The organism is Streptomyces sp. NPDC101151 (assembly GCF_044768335.1).
Lineage (GTDB): Bacteria > Actinomycetota > Actinomycetes > Streptomycetales > Streptomycetaceae > Streptomyces.
Genome location: NZ_JBIWPP010000007.1, coordinates 200,804 through 223,834, shown reverse-complemented (window position 1 = coordinate 223,834; position 23,031 = coordinate 200,804). Strand labels below are relative to the sequence as shown.

The following is a 23,031-nucleotide window of genomic DNA, read 5'->3' as shown; positions in this document are numbered from 1 at the left end:
CCTGATGACCAGTGAGGAGCGAGCATGACGACGAGCGAGTCGCGGGCCCGGGGGACGGGGACCGCCCCACCCGTGGTGCGCACCGCCTCCGGCGCGGTGCGCGGCCGCCACGAGGACGGTCTGGCGGTCTTCCGCGGGATCCCCTTCGCCGAACCACCGGTCGGCGAGGCCCGGTTCCAGGCCCCGCGCCCGGCCCGGCCCTGGGACGGCACCCGGGAGGCGTACGCCTTCGGGCCGCCGCCCCCGCAGGACATCGGCGTCCAGGGCCGTGCGGGTGAGGTGAGCGGCCCCACGGGTGACGACTGGCTGACCGTGAACGTGTGGACGCCCGAGGCCGACCCCTCCGCCGGCCGCCCGGTCATGGTGTGGATCTACGGCGGCGCGTACAAACTCGGCCACGCCGGCCAGCCGGCCTACGACGCGCGGCGCATCGCCCGGGACGGCGACGTCCTCGTGGTCACCTTCAACTACCGGATGGGTATAGAGGGTTTCGCCCGTCTGGACGGCGCGCCGGCCAACCGTGGCCTGCTGGACCAGGTGGCGGCCCTGGAGTGGGTGCGGGCGAACATCACGGCGTTCGGCGGCGACCCCGACCAGGTCACCGTCTTCGGGGAGTCGGCCGGAGCGGGCTCGGTGGCCTCGCTGCTGGCGATGCCGAGGACGCGCGGCCTCTTCCGCCGCGCGGTGGCACAGAGCGTGCCGGGCACGTTCTTCTCCGACGAGCTGGCCCGTGACATGGCGGCGGCCCTGGCGGCCGAGGCGGGCCGACGACCCACCGCGGCGGATCTGGCCGCCGTCGACCCGCGTCGACTGACGGACGCCGGGCAGTCGTTGAGCGCCAAGATGCTCCAGTACAGGGACCGATGGGGCCAGGCGGCACCGACCGTCACACCCTTCGCCCCGGTCGTCGACGGCGACGTACTGCCCACCACCCCCTGGCGGGCCCTGGCGGCGGGAGCGGCCAGGGAAGTGGACCTCCTGGTCGGCCACAACCGCGACGAGTTCCGTCTCTTCCTTGCCATGGGCGGCATGCTGGGCAAGATCACGGACGAGCAGGTGACGGCGGCCCTGCGCCTGCTGGCCCCGGGCGGCGCGGCGGGCGAGCGGGCCTATCGCACGGCCTTCCCGGACGCCTCCCCGTCCGAGCTGTACGAACGGGTCCAGACGGACTGGCTGTTCGCGATGCCGACCGTGCACCTCGCCCAGGCCCAGCTGGCCGGCGGCGGCCGGGCCCACGTCTACGAACTGACCTGGCCGGCGCCCGGCAGCGGCGGCGTGCTGGGCGCCTGCCACACCCTGGACGTCACCCTGCTCTTCGGCGGCTTCGACGCCGACCTGGGAAGACTGCTGTTCGCCGGGACGGACACACCGGCCGAGGCGGAGGAGCTGTCGTCCCGCTTCCGCCGCGCGTGGACGTCGTTCGCGCGCACGGGAGACCCGGGCTGGCCGGCCTACGGCACCGAGGACCGTCTGGTGCAGATCCTGGACACGGAGCCGCAGGTCACGGCCTACCCGGAGGAGCGCAGCAGGCGCCTGTGGGAGGGCTACGACTTCCTCCCTCTGCCGCTCCTCGGCTAGAGGTTGCCCATGGGCTCGATGTCCACCTGCACCGGTGTCCCCCAGATCCGCAGCACCTCGTAGTCGGTGAACTCGTGCACGAGCCGGTACGCCATGGCGGGCCGGGATCCGTGCCGCTGGGCGGCCAGATACGCCTCGGCCTCCCTCCGGTCCCGCCGTGGCGTCCCGCACAACTGCCACTCGCGCCCGTTCCACGCCTCCGGCAGCCACCGCTGCTGGGGCTGGGGCCGGTCGGCACGGACGCCGTACCGGGAGGGAGCCTTGGCGGCGGGCTCGGCCGGCTGCGGCCTGCCGCTCTGGAACTCCGACCGCCGCGCCGCCCGGCGCCGGGTCTCGCAGAGCAGACACAGATCGGGCGCGCCCTCGTCGACGGGCCCGTGCGGATGCTCCGGGCAGCGGGTGGTGGGCGCGCCCGCGCCGACGGTCTCCTCCAGCAGGTCGAGGGCCCGCCGCAGATCGGCCTTGACCTCGTGCAGACGGGCGTCCGGAGTGTCGGCGGTGAGCGCTTCCCCCTGCTCCCCGAGGAGCCGAAGCGCACGGCCGAGAGCGGTGAGCTGGGCGTGGTTCATGCCTTCCAGCTTGCCACCCGCGCCCCGTGGCTCGGTCGCCGTACCGCTCAACGCGGCCATGAGGTGGGCGAAGAACCGGGGACGGGCCGCAGCCCGGCCCGTCTCCATGACCGCCCGGACCCGGGATCCCTGAGCCGGCGGCACCAGATCTGACGGTATGTCACATCGAGGCGGCCGTGCGGGAGCGGCGGGTGAAGCCGAAGAGGTAGGTGGCCGCGAACCCCACCGCGTATCCGGTGAGCAGGCCGCCGCCGTAGACGGCCGCGGCCATCCCCGGGCCCCTGTTCCCCGCCAGCAGGGGGAACAGGGCCCAGCCCGAGGGGCCGATGGCCGTCGCCCCGACCTTGTCCCCGAGCATCGCGAAGAATCCGACGAAGGCCCCGCCGGCCGCCCCGCCCGCGCACGCCGTCACGAAGGGCCGGCCCAGCGGCAGGGACACCCCGTAGATCAGCGGCTCGCCCACGCCCAGCAGCCCCGCCGGGAGCGCGGACCTGATCGTCGTCCGCAGCGAGGTGTCGTGGCGCAGGCGGACGTACACCGCCAGCGCCGCGCCCACCTGGCCCGCGCCCGCCATGGCCAGCAGCGGGAGCAGGACCGTGTAGCCCTGCTGTTCGATGAGGGTGGTGTGGATGGGGATCAGGGCCTGGTGCAGGCCCAGCATGACGAGGGGGAGGAACAGGCCGCCGAGGACCAGTCCGGCCGCGGCTCCGGTCGTGGCCAGCAGCCAGTTCGCCGCCGTCCCGATCGCCGTGGCGACCACGCCGGCCGCGTACATCAGCCCGTACAGCGTGACCAGGCCGGAGACGAGGACGGTGACGGTCGGGGTGAGCAGGACGTCCAGCGCTCCGGGCACCCGGCCCCGGCACCACTTCTCCACCCGCACCGCCAGCAGGGCCGCCGCGAGCGCGCCGAGCACCCCGCCCTGGCCGGGGGTCAGCTGCGTCCCGAACACCGTCACCTTGGCCACGCCCGGGTAGACGACCACGGCCGCCACCGCACCGCCCAGCACGGGCGTGCCGCCGAACTCCTTCGCCGTGTTGTGTCCGACGAACACCGCGATCAGCGCCATGAAGGCGGAGGCGACGGCGGCCAGGGCCGGGGTCAGGCCGGGCAGCAGGCCGGCGTTCGCCAGCAGCCCGCCCAGCCCGGCGAGGATGCCGCAGCCGATCAGCGCGGGGATGAGCGGCACGAAGACGGCGGCGATGCGGCGCAGGGCGCTCTTGAAGGGGGTGGCGTTGCGCTGCCGGAGCCGCTCCTTGAACCTGTTGCCCGGCTCGCCGGGCTGGTCGGCCGCGTCGCCGGGGTGCCCGCCCGCGTCGCCGGGTCGCCCGGAGGGGGCGGCCCCCAGCGCGGCCGTGTCCTCGGCCGCCTGGGCTCGTACAGCGGGCGTGCCCTCCGCGAGCCGGGCCTGCACCGCGGCCGTGACCGCGACGACCACCCCCGGTCCCAGCACGACCTGCAGGGACGACTCCCCGTCCACCACCACCCCGAGCACCCCGGGCAGCCCCCGCAGTCCCTCCTCGTCCACCGCCGCGGGATCCGCGACGCCCAGCCGGAGCCGGGTCATGCAGTGGGCGACGGACATGACGTTCGCGGGGCCGCCGACCCGGGAGAGGACGGCGGCTGCGGTGGAGGCGGGGTCATTGCGCACGCCCCGAGCGTGCGGGTCAGGGGCCCGCGATCGCCAGCGCGGCACGCAGACGGCCGCCGGACTCCTCCAGAAGGCGGGCGGCCGTCGGGCCGTCGACGCCGGCCAGGATGGCCAGGATGGCGTTCTTCACCTCGCCGCCCGACTCGGTGAGCGCCCGCTCGATCTCCTCCTCGGAGGCTCCCGTGGCCAGCGCGACGATACGCCGCGAGCGGGCCCGGAGCTTGTCGTTGGAGGCGCGGACGTCGACCATCAGGTTTCCGTAGGTCTTGCCCAGGCGGATCATCGTGATCGTCGACAGCATGTTGAGCACCAGCTTCTGGGCCGTGCCCGCCTTCAGCCGTGTCGAGCCGGTGATCAGCTCGGGGCCGACGACGACCTCGATGCCGTGCTCGGCGGCGGCCGCGAGCGTGCTGTGCTCGTTGCAGGCCAGGCCGATGGTCAGGGCGCCGAGCGCGCGGGCGTGCTGGACCGCGCCGATGGCGTACGGGGTGCGGCCGGACGCCGAGATGCCCACGACGGTGTCGTCAGGGCCGAGCTTCAGCGCGTCCAGGTCCGCTCGGGCCAGCTCCTCGGAGTCCTCCGCTCCCTCGACGGAGGTGACCATGGCCTCGGGGCCGCCCGCGATCAGGCCGACGACCTGGGCCGGGTCGGTGTTGAAGGTGGGCGGGCACTCGGAGGCGTCGAGGACGCCGAGCCGGCCCGCGGTGCCGGCACCGGCGTAGATCAGACGTCCGCCGCGGGCCATGCGGTCGGCCACGGCGTCGACGGCGGCGGCGATCTGCGGCAGCCGCGCGGCGACGGCGGCGGCCACCCCCGCGTCCTCGCCGTTCATGAGGCGGGCGATGTCGAGGGTGGGAAGGCGGTCGATCTCGGAGAGTTCCGGCCGGAAGGCTTCGGTGGTCAGCGAGGCGAGTTCACTTTGAAGACGACGAGGCGTGGAAGTCATGAAGAACGGCTCTTTCCAGTGGGGGGTGATGCAGTTCCCTGAAGGGGCGCGGGGCTCTGCTCCATGTGCGGCTTCGCCGCGGGGCGCGTCCGGCCACGACGGGCGCGCAGATCCCCACAACAAGTCAGTCCTACGGTCTATCGCGGAGCGCTCCGGTGCCGATGGGCCAACGCTTCGTACGACGCCGCCAGAGCCGGAGCCGCACTCTCGTAGGTCCGCTGGGCGACCCCGACGAACAGACAGTCCACCACCAGCAGCTGACTCGTCCGGGAGGACATCGCCGCGGGCCGCAGCTCCGTCTCGCGGGAGGTCGACGTGGTCAGCACATGGTCGGCGTACTGCGTCACCGGCGAGTCGGGCCGCCCGGTGATGGCGACGGTGGTCGCTCCGTGCTCGAAGGCGACCCGCAGCGGCTCTATGACGTCGCCCGTCGAACCGGAGTGCGTGATCGCGATCGCCACATCGCCCGGCCGCAGCTGCACCGCGTTGGTCACCGCGAGATGCGGATCGCTGTGCGCGTGGGCTATGAGCCCGATCCGCAGCAGCTTCTGCGTGAGGTCCTGGGCGACCAGACCGGACGCACCTATGCCGTACACGTCGGTGCGGCGGGCGCCGGCGAGCGCGACGACGGCCGCGCCCAGCTGGGCGGTGTCGAGTCCGGCGGCCGTGTCGGCGAGGGTCTGCTGCTCCTCGAAGGCGAGCTTGGCCACGACGTCGGCGATGGGGTCGTCCACCGCGATGTCCGTCGTGATGGCCGGCGCGCGGCCGGACTGCTGCTGCGCGGCCAGCCCGGCGAGGGCGAGGCGCAGGTCGCGGTAGCCGGGGTAGCCGAGCAGGCGGGCGGTGCGTACCACCGTCGCCTCGCTCGTACCGGTCAGTTCGGCGAGGCCGGTGACCGTGAGAGCGGCGCAGCCGGCCGGGTCGTTCGCGACCGCCTCGGCGACGCGCTGCATGGACCGCGTCATGGAAGGGGCGAGGGTGCGCACCTTGGCGGCGAGCGAGCCGCCGGGGCCGCCGAAAATTTCCTTCACATTCTGGGTCACCACTGAAAGATATTTTCGGTTCGGTCTCGCGGTCAAGAGTGCGCACAATGGGACCATGGAGTCCCCAACCCCGCTTGAGCAGGCGCTGCACGCCGCGCGTGCGCTGGTGCTCGCCGACCTGGTCGCGGGCGATGTCGCCGAGGCCGATGTGGTCTCCCTGGTCGAGGACTCCGTGGCGCAGCGGCGCTGGTGGGTCGAGCAGTGGCCGGACGGCGTCGAGTTCGTGGCCGGGCTGATCGCGCAGGACGTACAGGACGCGCTGCTGGAGCGGTACGGCCGCTGGCCACTGTGCCCGGTGTGCGGCTCGGGCGACCCGCACGCGCTGGACGTGGAGCCGGAACTGGGACCCGACCCGCACTGGGTGTGCCACAAGGCGGGCGTGAAGGTGGCCTCGGTGGGTTCGCTGGGGCGGGCGACGGGCGGGACGAAGTCCTCGTGAGGCGCCCGTGACGGTGTACATCGACCCGCCGGCCTGGCCCGGCCACGGACGGATGTGGTCGCACCTGGTCAGCGATGTCTCGTACGACGAACTGCATCTGTTCGCCGCGGAGTTGGGCGTACCGTTCCGGGCCTTCGAGCGCGACCACTACGACCTCCCGTCGCACCGGTACGCGGACGCCGTGGCCGCCGGGGCGGTGGAGATCGGCTCCAAGGAACTGGTCCGCAGACTCACCCGAGCGGGGTTGCGGCGCCCCAAGGGGCGGCCGGCTCCGTCGGGGCGCGACTGAGGGAGGCGAGCGGCTCCGCGGCTCGGCCGGGCGGGACCGTGAGGGACGTCGGGCCTCTCCTCGGCCGGAACGGGCTCAGCTCCGGCGGATGTGGAGCTGCAGCTCGCTGTCCATGCCGTGCTCCTCGTGCGCGGTCCGCTCCTCCTCCACGGTCGCCCGGGTGAATCCCGCCCGGGACACCACGCGCTGCGAGGGGAGGTTGTCGCCCTCGATGGTCGCGAAGACCGTGTCGACGTCGTCCCGGGCCCGGGCCCACTCCGTCAGCGTGCGCAGGGCCTCGGTCGCGTAGCCCTGGCCGCGGGCACCCTCGACGAGGTCGTAACCGATCTCCACGCGGCCCTCCTCGTCCGGGACACCGTGGAAGCCGATGCCGCCGATGGCGCGGCCGTCCTCGTGGCGTACGAGGACGAAGACACCGAACTCGGCCCGGTGCACGCCCGCTTCGTACGCCTTCACCAGGAAGCCGGAGGCCTCCCGGGTGCCCTCGTACGGACCGCCGTCGATCCACTCGAAGCCGCCGTCACCGCCGAGGCGGAGATCGCGGGCGGCGGCCGGGCGGACCCCGACCAGGGTGAGGCGTTCGGCGGGGATGACGAGGTTGTTCCGCCAGCGCCATTCGGTGACCGGCGCGCGGCCGGGCAGCTCGCCGCGGCCGGTCGCCCACAGCAGGGTGGGCCAGGGCGCGGGGCCGGGCTGTACGTGCGGGAAGAGCCAGGTCAGGACGGATTCGGCGAGGTTCTCGGACGGCTCGTAGGCGATGCCGAGGCCCCGGGCGATGTCATGGGTGTGCAGCAGTACCTCGGCGACGCCCATGGCGGCGAAGCCCTCGCGGTCGGCGCTGCCGAAGGGGTACGGGTGGAAGGCGCGCAGCCCGCGCGGGGCGGCGCGGACCGTGGTGGCGAGCAGGGCGGCGGTCGACCGGATCACGTCCAGCACGCCGGCGTTGCCCGCGTCCTCCGTGACCGTGACGCCGTAGGGGAGGCGGCCCTGGGCGCCGATGGCCAGCCGGCCGGCGTAGCCGATCATGTCGTCGGCGATGTGCTCGGCCGTCCTGCGGCAACTCCACTCCAGCCCACCGGCCCTGACGCCCTTCCAGTCCCGGTCCACCGCAGTGCCCAGTGCGGTCACGCAGCCTTCGACGGCCGCGATCACATCGTCCCCGCTTATCGGTCGCATGGGCGAACCCTAGGGCGCGGGTCCCTTCGGGGCGACAGCATTTCCGGCTCGGTGGCGAGGGCATCGACTGCTCCGCCGGCGCAGGGAGTTGTGGAGCGCTCGGGGGCGCGTCAGGCCGACAGCATGTCCAGCTCCGCCGCGAGGTTGTAGCGGGCGGTGGGCTCCCAGTGCTCCTGCCCGTACGGCGTGCGGAACAGACGGTCCAGGCCGAGGAGTTGGCGCAGGATCGATGCGCGGCCCTCGCGGAAGGCGTCGGAGGGTACGAAGTGGTACTCCTCGCGGACCTCGGCCGTGTAGACGGCGTACGCCGACGGGGGCGCGGCCAGGATCGCCAGGTCGGCGTCGCACAGGACCTGGCCGTCGCGGTCGTCGGCGGCGGGGTCGTGGGTGACGGTGAGGCGGACCAGGCGGGCGACCTCGGCCGTCCTCTCCGCCGGCACGCCGGCCTCCGGCAGGGCCCGTTCGGCGAGGTGCGCGGAGCGCTCCTCGTTCTCGGAGCGGTCCGGCAGATAGACCGCGTCGTGGAACCAGGCGGCCAGGCGTACGACGTCCGGGTCGGCCGCGTACTTCTCCAGCTCGTCGACGTGGTCGAGGACCGCGGTGAGGTGGGTCAGGGTGTGATAGCGGCGCTGCGGTTCCTGCCAGCGGGTGAGCAGGGCGTCGGCGTAGGGAGCGGGATCGGGTCCGGTGCCGGGGGCGCGGGCTCCCTCCAGGGCGCGGGCGAAGCGGAGGCGCAGGGCGTCGAGGTCGGCCATGGCCTCATTCTTCCGTTCTTGTGCGACCGGCGGCGAATTCCTTTCCGACGGGTGCCGGCCCGGGCCTCTCGCGTGGCCCCATGGTTCACGCAGGGGAAGGACGTGACCCCCGATTCCCCGGACGGCTGCAGTCGGGGCGGCCGCCGGACGGGGCCGCAGGCGGGCGCGGCGGAGGGGAAATGAACATCTTCGGGTGAGGAGGGGTGGACGGGGTCGTCGCGGGGCAGGCGTAGTCTTGAATTGGACTAGACCTGTAGTCGGCCGATGAATGGGGTGCCATGAGCAAGCGTGCAGTCCTGGAGGTGATCGCCCTCGGCGTCGAGGACGCGGTCGCCGCCCAGGCCGGAGGCGCGGACCGTCTGGAGCTGGTCACCGAGATGGCCGCCGACGGGCTCACCCCGTCGGCCGCCACCGTCGCCGCGATCCGGGCCGCCGTCGACATCGACCTGCGCGTGATGCTGCGACCGGCGGACGGGTTCGCCGCGGGAGACCCCGAGGACCTGGACCGCCTGGTCGGCGTGGCCGGTGAGCTGCGCAAGGCCGGTGCCGACCAGTTCGTGCTCGGGTTCCTCGATGCCGGCGGAGGCGTCGATCTGGCCGCGGTGGAGCGGGTCGTGGCCGCGCTCGACGGCTGCAGCTGGACCTTCCACCGGGCGATCGACCGGGCCGCCGACCGCGACTCCCTGCGCAAGCAGCTCGCCGACCTGCCCGGCCTGGACACCTACCTCACCGCAGGCTCCGCCGCCGGCGTCGACGAGGGCCTGCCGACCCTGGTGGCCGAGGTGGCCCGACGGGGCGAGCCCGGCTACGACCAGACGATCCTCGTCGGCGGCGGCCTCCGGCTGGACCATGTCGCAGCTCTCCGCCACGCCGGCATCGACGCCTTCCACATCGGGGGCGCGGCCCGGCCGGCGGGCTGGGAGGGGCCGGTCTCGGCGGAAGCGGTCGCCCAGTGGCGCGCGGTGCTGGACGGCGAGGCCGACTAGGAGTTCCTCACCCGAGAGAGTGCAGACAGAGCGAGAGGCCGCCGCTCTTGCCGTACTCGGGGTGGGCCGTGCGATCGCCGGAGGCACGCTCATCGCCCGGCGGGCCGGTGACGCGGAACTGTGCCTCGGCGGAGCCGCAGTCCGCGGGCTCGAGATCCTCATCGGGCCGGTCGACGCCCAGTGCCCTACTCGGTGAGTTGCGTGGGCAGCGGTGCCGAATGGGTCACGATCAGGCCCGACACCGCGCGGGTCAGGGCCACGTACAGGCGCCGCAGGCCAGTGCGTTCGTCGGGTTCGCCGTCCACCACCGCCCGAGGCTCGTCCAGGACCACGTAGTCGTACTCCAGGCCCTTGGCGAGGGAGGCCGGTACCAGGGTCAGACGGGTCTCGCGGGTGGTCTCCTCGCCCGGGGCCAGGTAGGCGATCCCGGCCGCCGTCAGGGCCTCGGCGAGCGCGGGGACACGGGCGTCGGCCGCGATCAGGCCGGTCGAGCCCTCGTTGCGGAGCAACTCCTCGCAGGCGGCGACCGCTTCGGCCGTCTCCGTGACCGTACGGACCTCGAAGAAGCCGGGGTTCTCACGGACCGAGGCGACCGGGGTGAGGCCGGGCGCGATGTGGGGGAGAAGACGGGAGGCGTACGTGATGACGTCCGTGGGGACGCGGAAGCCGGCCGTCAGCTCCTCGATGTGTCCTTCGCTCTTGCCGAGGTGGGCGAGCGCCTCGTCCCAACTCCTGGTCGCCCAGGGGGTCGTGCCCTGCGCCAGGTCGCCGAGGACGGTCGCGCTGCCGGTGGTGCAGCGGCGGCCGACGGCCCGGTACTGCATGGGGGAGAGGTCCTGCGCCTCGTCCAGGACCACATGGCCGAGCGAGTGCGTGCGCCGGGTCAGGTCGCTCGCCTCGTCGATCAGCACCGCGTCCGCCGGCGACCACTTCGCCGCCTTCACGCTGCGCACCGGCCTGGTCCACAGGATCGTCTTCTGCTCGTCCTCGTCCAGGATCCCCTCGGCGTGCTCGGCGAGGAACTCGGCGTCCGTCAGCAGACGCAGGACGAGTTTCGCCGGGTCCACGGCCGGCCAGCTCACCTTCACGGCCGCCTTCACCGCGCTGTTGCGGGCGACCGCGTCCTGCACCCGGTCGTCCGGCGCCTCCCCGGCCCGCTCCATCTGGACCAGCACCGCGTGCGCGATCCGCTGCGGCAGGGCCTCGCGGGCGGCCCCGTAGCGGATGTCCCGGTCCAGCAACTCGCGGACCAGTTCCTCCAGTTCGTACGCCGGAACCCGCCAGCGCCGCGAACCGCGCACGACGACGGCCGGCTCGGTCGGCATGGTCACATGGGAGTAGAGGGCCCGCCGCAGCACCTCGGCCATCCGGGCGTCTCCCTTGACGACCGCGGCGGCCGCGTCGTCCGTGCCCCGCACCTCCACATGCGCGACCAGGTCGTCCACGGTCGCCTGCTGCACGGTCAGCTCGCCGAGTGCCGGGAGGACTTGCTCGATGTAGTGGAGGAAGGACCTGTTCGGGCCGATGACGAGCGTGCCGGTGCGGGCGAGCCGCTCCCGGTGGGCGTACAGCAGGTAGGCGACGCGGTGCAGGCCGACGGCCGTCTTCCCGGTGCCCGGCCCTCCCTGCACACAGACGGTCCCGCCCAGTCCGCTGCGGACGATCTCGTCCTGCTCCGGCTGGATGGTCGCCACGATGTCCCGCATCGGGCCGACGCGCGGCCGCTCGATCTCCTGCTGGAGCAGCTTGCTGGTGGCGGCGGGCCCCGATGAATCAGCCGGGTCGGACAGGTGCTCGTCCTCGTACGCGGTCAGGTCGCCGCCGGTGTAGCCGAAGCGGCGGCGCAGCGCGACGTCCATCGGGTCCTTCTTGGACGCGCGGTAGAACGGCTGCGAGACCGGGGCGCGCCAGTCGATGACCATCGGGTCGCCGCCGGCGTCGTGCACATGCCGCCGCCCGATGTAGAACTGCTCGCCCTCGGCTCCCTCGGCCTGCTGCGCGCCCGGCGCGTGCAGGTAGTCGAGCCGCCCGAAGAAGAGGGGGGTGTCGCTGAGGTCGGCCAGCGCCTTGATGCGCTCGTCGATCTGGCGGGCGAGCACCTCGGCGTTGACCCAGTTCGCGGTGACGTCGCTGATGTCCAGCGCCTCGACGTCCTCGCGCATGGCGCGCAGGGCGGACCGGGACGACGCGAGGTGGGTGCGCTCCCGGGCGAGTGGGCCGTCGAGCGGTTCGTGGGCGGGCGTGGACAAGGCAGTGCCTCCGGTGGGCCTGATACGTGCGATACGTGGGATACCTGGCTACAACGCGTGCCGTCCGGTTTCCGGCCGGGCGGCGGCACTCCGTGCGGAGGCGGGCAAGAGCGGAGATTCTAGGCCGGGTGGCCTGTTCCGGGCCAATGGTTTTCCGTCCCCTAGGGGACACGGCCCACCCGGCGTAGGGGTGGGGGTCCACCGGGAGGGCTACCCGAACGGCTCCGGGATTGGACCCGGAGACCGATGCCGGACGGGCCCCCGAAGTTCCACCATGGAGGCATGAGCGCAGCAACCATCTCTCCGGCCCCTGTCCGACCCCCGTCCGGTGCCACGGCCGTGGACGGCCCCCATCACCACCCCCTCGGCAACGCCCTGCGCGCCGTCAAGGTGTTCGTGGAGGCCGCGTTCAGCGTCGTGATCCTCGGCGAGTACGGCGAGGAAGCGGGCATACACCACAAGTAACGGCATAGGGTCACCTCCGTGCGGAAACGGACGGTGAAGCCCTTCCTCCCTGCCCTGTTCCCCCCGCGGTTCGCACAGCGGACCTCCCTGCGGATCTCCCTGCTTCTCCTGGCGGTCTCCCTCTGCTCCTTCACCGCCCTGTGCGTCCTGCAGCGGGCCCCGATGGCCGACCTGCTGGTCTACCGGGCCGAGGGCGCGGCCGTGTCCCACGGCGGCGATCTGTACGGCTTCACGGTCACCGAGTGGCGGCTCCCGGCGACCTACCCGCCCTTCGCGGCGATCCTGTTCGTCCCGGCCACCTGGCTCCCCCTCCCGGCCCTGAAGGCGGCCTTCCTGGCGGGCAACGCGCTCCTGCTCGCCGTCCTCGTCGCCCTCTCGGCCCGCCTGGCCTCCCGCCCTCTGCCCCTGCCCCTGCTCTGCCCCTGCACGGCCCTCGCCCTCTGGCTCGAACCGGTCTTCCAGACGCTCCTGTTCGGCCAGATCAACCTCGCCCTGGCCTGCCTGGTCCTGTGGGACCTCACCCGCCCGCCCGGCACCCGCACCAAGGGCCTGGCCCTCGGCCTCGCGACGGGGATCAAGCTCACACCGGCGGTGTTCGTCGTCCATCTGCTGCTGAGGGGAGACAGACGGGAGGCGGCCACCGCGGCCGCCGGCTTCACCGCCACGGTCCTCCTCGGCGCCCTGCTGCTCCCCTCCGCGAGCGCCGAGTTCTGGACCGGGCGCCTCTACGAGACCGGAAGGGTGGGCAAGGCATGGATCGTGGACAACCAGTCCCTCCAGGGCCTGATCGCACGCGCCCTGCACGACCCGGCACCGGGGTTCGCCTGGCTCCTTCCGGCGGTGGCGGTGGCCGCGGCGGGCCTGTGCCTGGCGGCCCGCGCCCGCCAGGACAGCCACGGCATCCTTCTGACCGCCTTCACCGCCCTGCTGATCTCACCGATCAGCTGGTCCCACCACTGGGTGTGGTGCGTACCGCTCCTCGCGGTGCTGCTGGCCGAGGGCCGCATCCGCCTCGCGGCCCTGACAGCGGCCCTCTTCACCGCCCGCACCCTGTGGCTGCTCCCCCACGAGGGCGCACGCGACCTGCACCTGCCCTGGTGGCAGCAGCCACTCGCCTCGCCCTACCCGCTGCTGGGGCTGGCGCTGCTGGCAGGGGCGGCCCTGTTCCCGGCTCAGCCGGTGCCCTCGGCCAGGATCTCGTCCGCGTCCACGATCCGGTAGGAATAGCCCTGCTCGGCCAGGAAGCGCTGGCGGTGGGCGGCGAAGTCCTGGTCGATGGTGTCGCGGGCGACGACCGAGTAGAAGTGGGCCTGGTGGCCGTCGGCCTTCGGCCGCAGGACCCGGCCGAGGCGCTGGGCCTCCTCCTGCCGGGAGCCGAAGGTGCCGGACACCTGGACGGCGACCGTGGCCTCGGGCAGGTCGATGGAGAAGTTGGCGACCTTCGACACCACCAGCACGCTGATCTCTCCCTCGCGGAACGCGTCGAAGAGCTTCTCGCGCTGCGCGTTGGACGTCTCACCCTTGATCACCGGGGCGTTCAGGTGCTCACCCAGCTCGTCCAGCTGGTCGATGTACTGCCCGATGACGAGGATCTGCTGCCCGGCGAACCGGCGGACGATCGCCTCCGTGACCTTCCGCTTGGTCTCGGTGGTGGCACAGAAGCGGTACTTCTCCTCGGTCTCGGCCGTCGCGTACGCCAGCCGCTCGGAGTCGGTGAGATTCACCCGGACCTCGACGCAGTCGGCGGGCGCGATGTAGCCCTGCGCCTCGATCTCCTTCCAGGGCGCGTCGAACCGCTTGGGCCCGATGAGCGAGAAGACGTCGGACTCGCGGCCGTCCTCGCGGACCAGCGTCGCGGTCAGGCCGAGCCGGCGGCGCGCCTGCAGATCGGCGGTGAACTTGAAGACCGGCGCGGGCAGCAGGTGCACCTCGTCGTAGACGATGAGCCCCCAGTCCCGGGAGTCGAAGAGTTCGAGGTGCGGGTAGACGCCCTTCCGCTTGGTCGTCAGCACCTGGTAGGTGGCGATGGTGACCGGGCGGATCTCCTTCCGCGTCCCGCTGTACTCGCCGATCTCGTCCTCGGTCAGCGAGGTCCGCTTCACCAGCTCGTGCTTCCACTGCCGGGCCGAGACGGTGTTGGTGACGAGGATGAGGGTGGTGGACTTCGCCTGCGCCATGGACCCGGCGCCGACCAGCGTCTTTCCGGCACCACAGGGCAGCACGACCACGCCGCTGCCACCGTGCCAGAAGTTCTCCACGGCCTGCTTCTGGTACGGCCTGAGCGCCCAGCCCTCCTCCAGCAGCTCGATCGGATGCGCCTCGCCGTCCACATACCCGGCGAGGTCCTCGGCCGGCCAGCCCAGCTTCAGCAGCGTCTGCTTGATCTGCCCGCGCTCGGAGGCGTGCACGATGACGCTGTCGGGGTCGATCCGCGCCCCGACCAGCGGGGCGATCCGCTTGGACTTCAGCACCTCCTCCAGCACCGGCCGGTCGGTGGTGGTGAGGACGAGCCCGTGCGCGGGGTGCTTGCTGAGGGTGAGCCGCCCGTACCGGTCCATCGTCTCGGCGATGTCCACGAGCAGCGCGTGCGGCACGGGGTAGCGGCTGTACTGCACCAGCGCGTCCACGACCTGCTCGGCGTCGTGCCCGGCGGCCCGCGCGTTCCACAGGCCGAGCGGGGTGACCCGGTAGGTGTGGATGTGCTCCGGCGCCCGCTCCAGCTCGGCGAAGGGCGCGATGGCCCGACGGCAGTCGCCGGCCTGCTCGTGGTCGACTTCGAGCAGCAGGGTCTTGTCCGACTGGACGATCAGCGGTCCGTTCACCTACGTACTTCCCTTCCGCACGGCCAAACCTCCAGTGTGCCCTACCAGCGGATGATCAGGGCGGGGCGCGCAACCGTGTGCCCTCGACGCGGGTCTTGATACCGCAGAGGCGGCGCGGGGGCGCGTCCGGGGAGGAGCTCGGGGCGATGTCGGTACGCAGGTGGCTGACCGGCCTGGGAGCCACGGCGGTGCTGGTGGCGACCGGGGCGTGGGCGGTGTGGCCGGTGGGCGTCGACGAGCACCTGTGGAGCGAGGTGCGGCCGGTGATCGAGGCCCGGCTGGTGGCCGACTCGAAGGGCAGCGGGTACGGGGAGACGGAGCCCGCCCTGCGGGCCCGCTGGTTCTGCCGGGCGCAGGCACGGGACCTCGACGAGCGGGACGGCGTCGTACGGGCGGGCGTGACCACGCTGTGCATGGAGTACGGGGTGCGGGCGGGCGCTCTCATGGAGTGCAGCGGCGCCGACGTCCCGCAGGTGGTGCGCCTGCAGCGGGACGCGGGTGCGCACGGCGGCTATCGCGTGGTGTCGCGGGAGAAGGCCCCGGACGGGGAGGGGAACGCGACGTGGGTGGAGGGCCACTTCAGCTTCTTCGCCGATCCCGGCCCCGAGGACACGGCGGCGTCCACCGGCCTGGAGGCCGCCGCCCGCGACCACTTCGGTCTGCCCGCGGGCGCTCCCGTCAAGAACTGCTGACCGGGCCCGGCCCTATTCCTCCGCCAGCTCGGCGACCCCTGTGACCCGGTGCAGCGGATAGGTCCGTACCTCGTCGGCCGTGTGGTCGTACGCCGTCACGAAGCCGCCCTCGACGCGGACCGGGGCGATGACGCGCTGACTGGCGGTGCCCTCGGCGTTGACGTAGCCGATCCACAGGGACTCGCCGGTCAGGACGGCGGCCTGCATGGTGGCCAGGGTCTCGGCGGAGCCGGTGCGGGGCAGCTCGCCGCCCGCGAGAGCCGTCCCGGAGGACTTGCGCGGCGTGGTGGCGGCCAGATCGCCCGCCCGGATCGCCCGGATCGCGGCCGCCAGGAGTGTGGCGTCGGGCGGCGGCGGGCCGTCCGGCACCGGCTCGGGCGCGGTGCGCGGCGGGGTCCGGTGGGCGTCGGCCCGGGTGATCAGGACATCGCCCTCGGCGGACTCGGCGGCGGGTGCGTACCCCATCGCGCGCAGGCCCTCCAGCAGCGCGGCCGGGTCCGACGGGGACGCGAGCACGGTCGGGGCCAGGCGGCGCAGCCGCAGGCCGGCCGCCCGCTTGTCGGCGAGGATCTCGTTCAGCAGGGCGTCGTCGTCGCAGCGGACGTACGCCGAGGCCGCGCCCACCCGCAGATGGCCGTGCCTGCGGGCCACGTCGTCGATCAGATAGGCCAGCGGCTGCGGGACCGGGGTGCGGGAGTGCGCGGTGAGGAAGGCGTGCAGGTCGGCCGCGGTCCGGCCGGCGTCCAGGGCGCGGCGGACCGAGGCCGGGGTGAAGCGGTAGACGGTCGCCCCGCCCTTGGACTCGACGTCCGCGAGGACCCCGAGCATGTCGGCGAGCGGACGCTGGAGCGGGCCGGGCGCCACCGCCGTCAGGTCCGCCTGGAGGAGGACGTGGTCCAGGGGTTCGGGCAGCAGGGGCGCGAGGAGCCGGGCCGCGGCAGCGGTGGCGACGGCCTGCTCGGCGCGGGACAGGGGCTCGACGGGTGCGGCCGGACGGTGGTGGACGGGGAGCTTGTCGCCGGGTCCGGAGGGCTCAGCGGAGCCGGCGGCCGGTGCGGCCGCGGGTACGCCGAGCAGGGCCCGCCCCTGTGCGGACAGTGCCCCGCGTCCGGTGACGCCGAGCTGTTCCGCCTCCGAGAGGGTCCAGCGGGCGAGCCGTGAGCGCAGGTCGTCCTCGCCGTCGCGCTGGGGACCGCGCAGCGGCCGTTCCCAGCGCAGCCGGGCCAGCACCGACTCGGTGGTGGGGGCGGCGCCCTGCGGGAGTGCGGCCAGCAGGGTCAGCACCCGGTGCCGTACCTCGGGCGCGGCGGACCGGTCGAGTCCCGGGCCGAGCGCGGACAACGCATGGTCCTTCGCGTCCCGGCCGCCGACCAGGCCCGGGGTCCGGGTGGCGGCCAGCCAGGCCTCGGCGAGCCGGGCCCAGCGCTCGGGGGCGGGCCGCTCCAGCCACTCGTCGTAGGCGGGGGTGGCCGCGTACCGCTCGTCGGCGTCGCCGTCGGAGGCGAGCAGGCCCGCCGCGTAGGCCAGTTCGACCCAGAAGGCGGCGACCGGCTCCGGCAGGTCGAGGGCGACGGCCGTCCGCTTCAGGTCCCGCACGCTCAGCCCGCCGGACCGCAGCACGGCCGGACCGCCCTCGTCCCAGTCCTTCAGCAGCTCCTCGACGGTGGCCAGCGCGGTGTACGCCTGCCCGGCCGCGGTGGCGTCCACGATCTGCGGACTGTGGGACGCGGCCGGCTCGACGGCGGGCGGCAGCGGCTCGGGCGCCCGGTGGGCGCGGCCCTCACGCAGGTGCAGGGCGACCTCGCGGGGCAGGACGACCGTGCCGGGCGCGGTGGGCAGCAGCAGGCCGCGGTCGAGCAACCAGCGCAGATGGGCGGCCGGTTCGGCGGTGACCTGCCCGTACGGCGGCCCCCACACCAGCCGGGACAGCACCTCGCGGGCGGCCTCCGGTGCCTCGGCGAGCAGCGCGGCCATCTTCTTCCGGTGGGCGAACAGGGCGGTGAGCGCGGCCACGGCGGAGACCGAGTCGTGCGTCGAGTCGAGCCCCGCGGCGGCGACGATCTCCTGGATCCGCCCCGGGGACATGCCCGCGGTGGCCTCCTGCGCGGCCGGGCCGAGACCGGTGGGGGAGGGGTGCTGCGCGGACGGCGCGAGCAGTTCCCGTGCGGTCCGCACCAGCCGCAGCCGTTCGTCGCCGCCCCACACCAGGGCCTGTTCGCGCAGGGTGGCGACCGCGCGGGGCAGCGCGGCGGCGACGGTCTCGTCCCGGGCGTCCCCGGCCATCAGGCCGAGCAGGGTGTCGTACGACGCCGGGTCCGGGGCCACGGCCAGTGCCTCGGCGGTCTGCAGCGCGAACCGGTCCAGCCGTTCCAGCGCGCGCAGGACCGAGGCACGGGTGCCGGCCCGGGTGGCCAGCTGGGTGAGGTCGGTGGGAACGGGGGTGATGAGATCGGGCCGGCTGCGCAGCAGCGCGGCGAGCGAGGCATCGTCCCTCGCGCGGAGCGCTTCCGCCAGGGACCGGGGGGCTGAGTGGGCCTCGGGGCTCATCCGGCCAACGGTAGCCGACACCGCATCCGCCGGGGCGGGCACAGCGGGTCCGGGCAACAGGGAAGAAGCGGTACCTTCGTCCAACGGGGTTTCATCGCTTCCGCCCCGGAGGGGTTCCGTGGGGATCGAGAGCGACCAGGTCGTCTACGAGTATCTGAGCCGCGTCGGGGACGTCGCTCAGCAGCGGCAGCTGCCGTCGGGCACACGGATGCGGCTGGTGTCGGAGCTGCGGAACGAGATCGACCGGCGCCGGGCCAAGGTGACGGTGGACAGTCCCGCCGCCGTGCGCCGCATCCTGGACCGGCTGGGCACCCCGGACGAGGTGGTCGAGGCGGCAGGCGGTACCGAGGCCGGGCCGCGGCCGTCGGCCTCCTCCGTGCCGGTGCAGCGGGAGCCGGAGCCGGAGGAGCGGCCCAAGGGGCTGCGCAGGGTCGTACCCCGGCCACGCCCCGCCGAGCCGGAGGCGGCCGCCCCGCGCGGTGTACCGTCCCCGCCGCATCTCGCCCCCGCGCACGAACTCGGGGACAGCGCGATGCGGCCCGACTGGTGGCGGGTGGAGGGAAGCCCGTTCGGATCCGCGGCCGGTGACGCCGTGCCGGGGTTCGTCGGCGGGGTGGAGATCCCCGACCTGCTCAAACGGCCCCAGAAGGAAACGGGGGAGACAAAGGAGAAGGAGCCGGAGCCCCGGCCGGAAGAGCCGGTCGACGTGACGGAGCAGACGGCCCGGCCCGCCCTGCGCCGCCGCCTTTTCGCACGCAAGGCACCCGCCCCCGCACAGACTGCCCGCCGTCTCCTCCCGGGCCCGGCCGCAGGCTGGACCAACCCGCTGCTGCTGCTGGCCGCCGCCGCGCTGGTCGCCGGCGCCGTGCTCGGCAACTGGTTCGCGCTGCTCCTGGGCTGGCTGATCGCCTACGGTTCCCGGCGGCTGACCCAGGCGGAGACCAAGGTGGCCGTACTCGGTGTGCCGGGCCTGGCGCTCGCCTCCGGTCTGCTCTGGCTGTGGGGCCGCGACAACGGCCGCTGGGGTGCCCCCATCGCACACGGCCACATGAAGGACGCCCTGGCCGAAACCTGGCCGTGGATGGTCCGCGGCGCGGCGATCGCCTCGGCCCTGTTCCTGGTGTGGCGCTCCCAGCGGAAGCGCTAGGTGTTCTGTCCGGGGTGGCTGAGGACGGGTGAGCCAGGTCTCGGGTCCCCTTGCCCCGGGCCCTTGCCCCCGGGCCCTTGCCCCCGGGCCCTTGCCCCCGGGCCCTTGCCCCCGGGCCCCGGTGTCACGGGCGCCCGGCACAATGTCCCCCATGACCCCCACCCCCGTCCTCACCATCGGCTTCGATCTCGACATGACCCTCATCGACTCCCGGCCGGGCATCCATGCCTGCTATCTGGCGCTGGCGGAGCGGACCGGGACATACATCGACGCCGATCTGGCGGTGACCCGGCTCGGGCCGCCGCTGGCGGAGGAGCTGGTGAACTGGTTCCCGGCTCAGGAGGTCCCCGCGATCGCCGATCTGTACCGGGGGATGTACCCGTCGATCGCGATCGCCGCGACGCCCGCCATGGCAGGCGCGTGGGAGGCGGTCGAGGCGGTGCGGGCGGCCGGAGGCCGGACGATGGTGGTCACGGCGAAGTACGAGCCGAACGCCCGGCTGCACCTGGACCACCTCGGCATAGCCCCCGACGTGGTGGTGGGCGGCCTGTGGGCCGAGCAGAAGGCGGACGCCCTGCGCGCGCACGGCGCGGGCGTGTACGTCGGTGACCACGTCGGCGACGTGCGCGGGGCCCGTACGGCGGGCGCGCTGTCGGTCGCCGTGGCCACCGGGCCGTGCGACGGCGCCGAACTGCGTGCCGCGGGGGCGGATGTCGTGCTCGACGACCTCTCCGCCTTCCCGGCCTGGCTGTCCGGCTACCGCACGGCGCCCCGCGCCTGACGGCGGCCGGCGGCCACCGACCGCAGCACACCGGCCCCGGCGACGAGGAAGCCGACAGCCATGAGCATGCTCAGGCCGAACATGTAGGTCGGAAAAGGCTTCGCGCCCAGGAAGAGCGGGGCCACCGTGACGAGGGTGGCCACGGCACCGATGAAGAACACGATGGCACCGGCGCGGATCAGTCGGTCGCCGGGCACGGCGGAATTCGATTGGGTTTTGTCAGGCACCGGACCAGGGTAGTTCCCAGCGCGAGAGAACAACCGGGGGACGTCTTGTCACCCGCTCGAAGAGCATTAGCCTTGGTAGCGCTTGGTATCGGCGGGTCATGGTCGACCCGCCACCGTGCTATCAAGAGCCGTTTCCGAAGTAGTTTTCCGACGAGTACGAGGACGAGGACAGACGTGCCTACCGGCAAGGTCAAGTGGTTCAACAGCGAGAAGGGCTTCGGCTTTCTCTCCCGCGACGACGGCGGTGACGTCTTCGTCCATTCCTCGGTTCTCCCCGCCGGAGTCGATGTGCTCAAGCCGGGACAGCGCGTGGAGTTCGGCGTCGTCGCCGGTCAGCGCGGTGACCAGGCCCTCTCCGTGACCGTGCTCGACCCGACGCCGTCCGTCGCGGCCGCCCAGCGCAAGAAGCCGGACGAGCTGGCCTCGATCGTGCAGGATCTGACGACCCTTCTCGAGAACATCACGCCGATGCTCGAAAAGGGCCGATACCCGGAGAAGACCTCCGGCAAGAAGATCGCGGGCCTGCTGCGCGCGGTCGCCGACCAGTTGGACGTCTGAGCCGGCCGAGGCGTCGAGGACGTCTGCCCCGGACTAGGGGAAAGCGAGCGCATCCGGGCCGAGGGGCGGAAGCAGCCCCTCGGCCGCCGCACGTGTGAGCAGCCCGCGCACGGCCGCGTAGCCGTCCTCGCCGAGGTCGGCGGTGAACTCGTTGACGTACAGCCCGATGTGCTGGTCGGCGACGGCCGGGTCCATCTCCTGGGCGTGCTCCATGACGTACGGCCGGGAGGCCTCGGGGTCGTCCCAGGCGGCCCGTACGGACGTCCGGATGGCGTCGGCGAGCCGGCCCAGGGTCTCGGCGCCCAGCGAGCGCTTGGCGATGATCGCGCCCAGCGGGATCGGCAGCCCGGTGCTGCGCTCCCAGTGCTCGCCCATGTCCGCGACCTTGTGCAGCCCGTAGTTCTGGTACGTGAAGCGGGCCTCGTGGATCACGAGTCCGGCGTCCACCTTGCCGTCCCGCACGGCCGGCATGATCTCGTCGAACGGCATGACGACGATCTCGCCGACCCCGCCGGGCAGCGTGTCCGCGGCCCACAGCCGGAACAGCAGGTACGCGGTCGACGTCTCGCTCGGCACGGCGACCGTACGCCCCGTCGCTCCCCCGCTGCCGAGAGCGTGGGAGGCGTCCCCGGCACCGGCTTCCCGGGTCAGCACCAGCGGCCCGCAGCCACGCCCCAGCGCGCCACCGCAGGGCAGCAGCGCGTACTCGTCCAGGACGTACGGCAGCACGGCGTACGACACCTTCAGCACGTCGAACTCACCGCGCTCGGCCATGCCGTTGGTGATGTCGATGTCGGCGAAGGTCACGTCCAGCGCGGGGGCGCCGGGGACGCGGCCGTGGGCGAGGGCGTCGAAGACGAACGTGTCGTTCGGGCAGGGCGAGTACGCCGTCTGCAGCGGTCGGCTCTCAGGGCTCATGTGGGTTCCAACTCTCCAATGCGGGCGCGAGCTTCCCGAAACCCTCGGTGAGGGCGGCGAGCGCGTCGCCGATGCGCCAGGCGGCGCGGTCGCGCGGGCCGACCGGGTTGGACACCGCGCGGATCTCCAGCACGGGCACCCCGTGCGCGGCGGCCGCCTCGGCCACGCCGAACCCCTCCATGCCCTCGGCGAGGGCATGCGGGTGGCGGGCGCGCAGGTCGGCGGCGCGGGCGGCGGTTCCGGTGACGGTGGAGACGGTGAGGACGGTGCCGGGGCGTGCGCCGATGGCCTCGGAAACACCTCGTACGAGTGAATTCGGCGGCCGATGGGTGACGGTTCCGAAGCCGAGTTCGGTGACCGGGAGGAAGCCGTCGGCGGTCTCGGCACCCAGATCGGCCACGGTGATCGCGTCGGCGACGACGAGCGAGCCGATCGGCGCCCCGGGCTGGAAACCGCCGCCGATCCCGGCCGAGACGACGAGATCGTAGGGGCTGCCGTCGAGGGCGGCCGTGGTGAGCGCGGTGGCGGTGGAGGCGGCGGCGAGGGCGGGCCCGACACCGGCGGCCAGGAGGTCGTGTCCGGGAGCCGTCCGGACCACCGAGAGCCCCGGGCACCCGGGCAGCCGCATCTGCGCACCCGGCTCGGGGAACGCCCGTGCCACCGCGTCCCGTTCGGCCGGGACCGCGGTGGCTACGAGGACGCGTACGGAGGGCGTGGTCAGGCCTTCTTCAGCTTGAAGGACCACAGGCCCTTGGCCGGGTTGGCGCCCATCTGGATGGAGACCGTGTTGGTGTTGCCCTGGGTGCCGTACTGCACGTTGAAGAACGCGCTGCCCGGGATGGTGGTGTAGGTCTTCATGCTCTTGTCGGTGAACTGGCGGCCGTTCACGAGGACGATCCAGCCGTTGTCCGCGATCTTCGGGTCCACGCCGAAACGGACCGTCTGATCCGGGTCGACCTTGATCGACTCGATGTCGCCGGCCTTCTTGGAGCACTTCGCCAGCGACTCGGCGTCCAGCGCCTTGCCGTCGTTGTAGCAGAGCGCCTCGGAGTTGACCGAGCTTCGGCCTACGGTGATCGTCGCGACGGGCGACGGCTTGTCGCAGGCCGACAGGACGAGCAGTCCGGCGGAAACGGCGCCGGCGGCGGCGACGGCGCGGCGGCGTCGCAGGGCGGATTGCAGCGTGGTCATGG

General features: G+C 73.3%; 23 protein-coding genes. 10 read left to right on the top strand and 13 right to left on the bottom strand.

Translation table 11 applies throughout. From position 1 onward, the window contains the following. The first annotated feature begins 24 nt into the window (after window positions 1-24). Window positions 25-1,578, top strand: a complete 1,554-nt coding sequence (locus tag ACIRU3_RS16235) for a carboxylesterase/lipase family protein (RefSeq protein ID WP_404056631.1) — start codon at window positions 25-27, stop codon at window positions 1,576-1,578. Here the strand turns inward: ACIRU3_RS16235 and ACIRU3_RS16230 are convergent. The 4 genes from ACIRU3_RS16230 to ACIRU3_RS16215 form a co-directional block, all read right to left on the bottom strand. Next, window positions 1,575-2,147, bottom strand: a complete 573-nt coding sequence (locus ACIRU3_RS16230; protein WP_404056922.1) for a hypothetical protein — start codon at window positions 2,145-2,147, stop codon at window positions 1,575-1,577. The genes ACIRU3_RS16235 and ACIRU3_RS16230 overlap by 4 nt on opposite strands. Window positions 2,148-2,307: 160 nt before the next feature. After that, window positions 2,308-3,798 carry a PTS transporter subunit EIIC gene (locus tag ACIRU3_RS16225; RefSeq protein WP_404056629.1) on the bottom strand — a complete coding sequence of 497 codons (1,491 nt, stop codon included), beginning with the start codon at window positions 3,796-3,798 and terminating at the stop codon, window positions 2,308-2,310. Window positions 3,799-3,814: 16 nt separating this feature from the next. Then, the gene (gene murQ / locus ACIRU3_RS16220; protein WP_404056627.1) at window positions 3,815-4,744 is read right to left on the bottom strand and encodes an N-acetylmuramic acid 6-phosphate etherase; all 930 of its coding nucleotides are present in this window, start codon (window positions 4,742-4,744) and stop codon (window positions 3,815-3,817) included. Between the two features lie 137 nt (window positions 4,745-4,881). Beyond that, entirely contained in the window at window positions 4,882-5,787 is a 906-nt protein-coding gene (locus ACIRU3_RS16215) for a MurR/RpiR family transcriptional regulator (protein WP_404056625.1), read from the bottom strand. Window positions 5,788-5,842: 55 nt separating this feature from the next. On the opposite strand from ACIRU3_RS16215, the gene ACIRU3_RS16210 reads away from it, so the two are divergent. Both ACIRU3_RS16210 and ACIRU3_RS16205 read left to right on the top strand, forming a co-directional pair. Continuing rightward, window positions 5,843-6,226 carry a hypothetical protein gene (locus ACIRU3_RS16210; protein WP_404056623.1) on the top strand — a complete coding sequence of 128 codons (384 nt, stop codon included), beginning with the start codon at window positions 5,843-5,845 and terminating at the stop codon, window positions 6,224-6,226. A 7-nt stretch (window positions 6,227-6,233) separates the two neighbouring features. Further along, a complete protein-coding gene (locus ACIRU3_RS16205; RefSeq protein ID WP_404056621.1) occupies window positions 6,234-6,515 on the top strand; it encodes a DUF4031 domain-containing protein in 282 nt (93 codons plus the stop codon). A gap of 75 nt (window positions 6,516-6,590) precedes the next feature. On the opposite strand, the gene ACIRU3_RS16200 is transcribed toward ACIRU3_RS16205, so the two are convergent. Together ACIRU3_RS16200 and ACIRU3_RS16195 are read right to left on the bottom strand one after the other, a co-directional pair. Continuing rightward, a complete protein-coding gene (locus ACIRU3_RS16200; protein WP_404056619.1) occupies window positions 6,591-7,691 on the bottom strand; it encodes a GNAT family N-acetyltransferase in 1,101 nt (366 codons plus the stop codon). A gap of 110 nt (window positions 7,692-7,801) precedes the next feature. Next, window positions 7,802-8,446, bottom strand: coding sequence for a hypothetical protein (locus ACIRU3_RS16195; protein ID WP_404056617.1), 645 nt, complete (start codon window positions 8,444-8,446; stop codon window positions 7,802-7,804). A gap of 278 nt (window positions 8,447-8,724) precedes the next feature. On the opposite strand from ACIRU3_RS16195, the gene ACIRU3_RS16190 reads away from it, so the two are divergent. Next, window positions 8,725-9,432 carry a copper homeostasis protein CutC gene (locus tag ACIRU3_RS16190; RefSeq protein WP_404056615.1) on the top strand — a complete coding sequence of 236 codons (708 nt, stop codon included), beginning with the start codon at window positions 8,725-8,727 and terminating at the stop codon, window positions 9,430-9,432. 185 nt (window positions 9,433-9,617) lie between these two features. Here ACIRU3_RS16190 and ACIRU3_RS16185 read toward each other — a convergent pair whose 3' ends face one another. After that, window positions 9,618-11,681 carry a HelD family protein gene (locus tag ACIRU3_RS16185; protein WP_404056613.1) on the bottom strand — a complete coding sequence of 688 codons (2,064 nt, stop codon included), beginning with the start codon at window positions 11,679-11,681 and terminating at the stop codon, window positions 9,618-9,620. Between the two features lie 282 nt (window positions 11,682-11,963). On the opposite strand from ACIRU3_RS16185, the gene ACIRU3_RS16180 reads away from it, so the two are divergent. Further along, on the top strand, window positions 11,964-12,146 hold the full coding sequence (locus ACIRU3_RS16180; protein WP_404056611.1) for a hypothetical protein: 183 nt from the start codon (window positions 11,964-11,966) through the stop codon (window positions 12,144-12,146). A gap of 162 nt (window positions 12,147-12,308) precedes the next feature. Further along, complete coding sequence (locus tag ACIRU3_RS16175) at window positions 12,309-13,367, top strand: glycosyltransferase 87 family protein (RefSeq protein WP_404056920.1); 1,059 nt, start codon at window positions 12,309-12,311, stop codon at window positions 13,365-13,367. On the opposite strand, the gene ACIRU3_RS16170 is transcribed toward ACIRU3_RS16175, so the two are convergent. After that, complete coding sequence (locus ACIRU3_RS16170) at window positions 13,319-14,968, bottom strand: DNA repair helicase XPB (protein WP_404056609.1); 1,650 nt, start codon at window positions 14,966-14,968, stop codon at window positions 13,319-13,321. The two genes, ACIRU3_RS16175 and ACIRU3_RS16170, sit on opposite strands and share 49 nt — an antisense overlap. 146 nt (window positions 14,969-15,114) lie before the next feature. On the opposite strand from ACIRU3_RS16170, the gene ACIRU3_RS16165 reads away from it, so the two are divergent. Then, complete coding sequence (locus tag ACIRU3_RS16165) at window positions 15,115-15,660, top strand: hypothetical protein (protein ID WP_404056607.1); 546 nt, start codon at window positions 15,115-15,117, stop codon at window positions 15,658-15,660. Window positions 15,661-15,672: 12 nt separating this feature from the next. Here the strand turns inward: ACIRU3_RS16165 and ACIRU3_RS16160 are convergent, their stop codons facing one another. After that, on the bottom strand, window positions 15,673-18,207 hold the full coding sequence (locus ACIRU3_RS16160) for a helicase-associated domain-containing protein (protein WP_404056605.1): 2,535 nt from the start codon (window positions 18,205-18,207) through the stop codon (window positions 15,673-15,675). 118 nt (window positions 18,208-18,325) lie between these two features. Between ACIRU3_RS16160 and ACIRU3_RS16155 the strand changes: the two genes are divergently transcribed. Both ACIRU3_RS16155 and ACIRU3_RS16150 read left to right on the top strand, forming a co-directional pair. Continuing rightward, window positions 18,326-19,354: a hypothetical protein gene (locus ACIRU3_RS16155; protein WP_404056603.1), complete on the top strand. Its 1,029-nt coding sequence runs from the start codon at window positions 18,326-18,328 to the stop codon at window positions 19,352-19,354. A 142-nt stretch (window positions 19,355-19,496) separates the two neighbouring features. Further along, complete coding sequence (locus ACIRU3_RS16150) at window positions 19,497-20,135, top strand: HAD family hydrolase (RefSeq protein ID WP_404056601.1); 639 nt, start codon at window positions 19,497-19,499, stop codon at window positions 20,133-20,135. On the opposite strand, the gene ACIRU3_RS16145 is transcribed toward ACIRU3_RS16150, so the two are convergent. Next, window positions 20,111-20,362 carry a hypothetical protein gene (locus ACIRU3_RS16145; protein ID WP_404056599.1) on the bottom strand — a complete coding sequence of 84 codons (252 nt, stop codon included), beginning with the start codon at window positions 20,360-20,362 and terminating at the stop codon, window positions 20,111-20,113. The genes ACIRU3_RS16150 and ACIRU3_RS16145 overlap by 25 nt on opposite strands. Before the next feature lie 174 nt (window positions 20,363-20,536). Here ACIRU3_RS16145 and ACIRU3_RS16140 point away from each other — a divergent pair, with 174 nt between their 5' ends. Beyond that, window positions 20,537-20,920 carry a cold-shock protein gene (locus ACIRU3_RS16140; protein ID WP_404056597.1) on the top strand — a complete coding sequence of 128 codons (384 nt, stop codon included), beginning with the start codon at window positions 20,537-20,539 and terminating at the stop codon, window positions 20,918-20,920. A 33-nt stretch (window positions 20,921-20,953) separates the two neighbouring features. Here ACIRU3_RS16140 and ACIRU3_RS16135 read toward each other — a convergent pair whose 3' ends face one another. The 3 genes from ACIRU3_RS16135 to ACIRU3_RS16125 are packed head-to-tail and all read right to left on the bottom strand — an operon-like array spanning window position 20,954 to window position 23,029. After that, window positions 20,954-21,838, bottom strand: a complete 885-nt coding sequence (locus ACIRU3_RS16135; protein ID WP_404056595.1) for a 1,4-dihydroxy-6-naphthoate synthase — start codon at window positions 21,836-21,838, stop codon at window positions 20,954-20,956. Then, window positions 21,828-22,583: a futalosine hydrolase gene (locus tag ACIRU3_RS16130; RefSeq protein WP_404056593.1), complete on the bottom strand. Its 756-nt coding sequence runs from the start codon at window positions 22,581-22,583 to the stop codon at window positions 21,828-21,830. Before ACIRU3_RS16130 ends, ACIRU3_RS16135 begins: the two co-directional genes overlap by 11 nt. Then, window positions 22,556-23,029 (bottom strand): DUF2771 domain-containing protein, encoded by a 474-nt coding sequence (locus ACIRU3_RS16125; protein ID WP_404056591.1) that lies wholly within the window; start codon window positions 23,027-23,029, stop codon window positions 22,556-22,558. The genes ACIRU3_RS16130 and ACIRU3_RS16125 overlap by 28 nt, the downstream gene beginning before the upstream one ends. Between the last annotated feature and the right edge of the window lie 2 nt (window positions 23,030-23,031).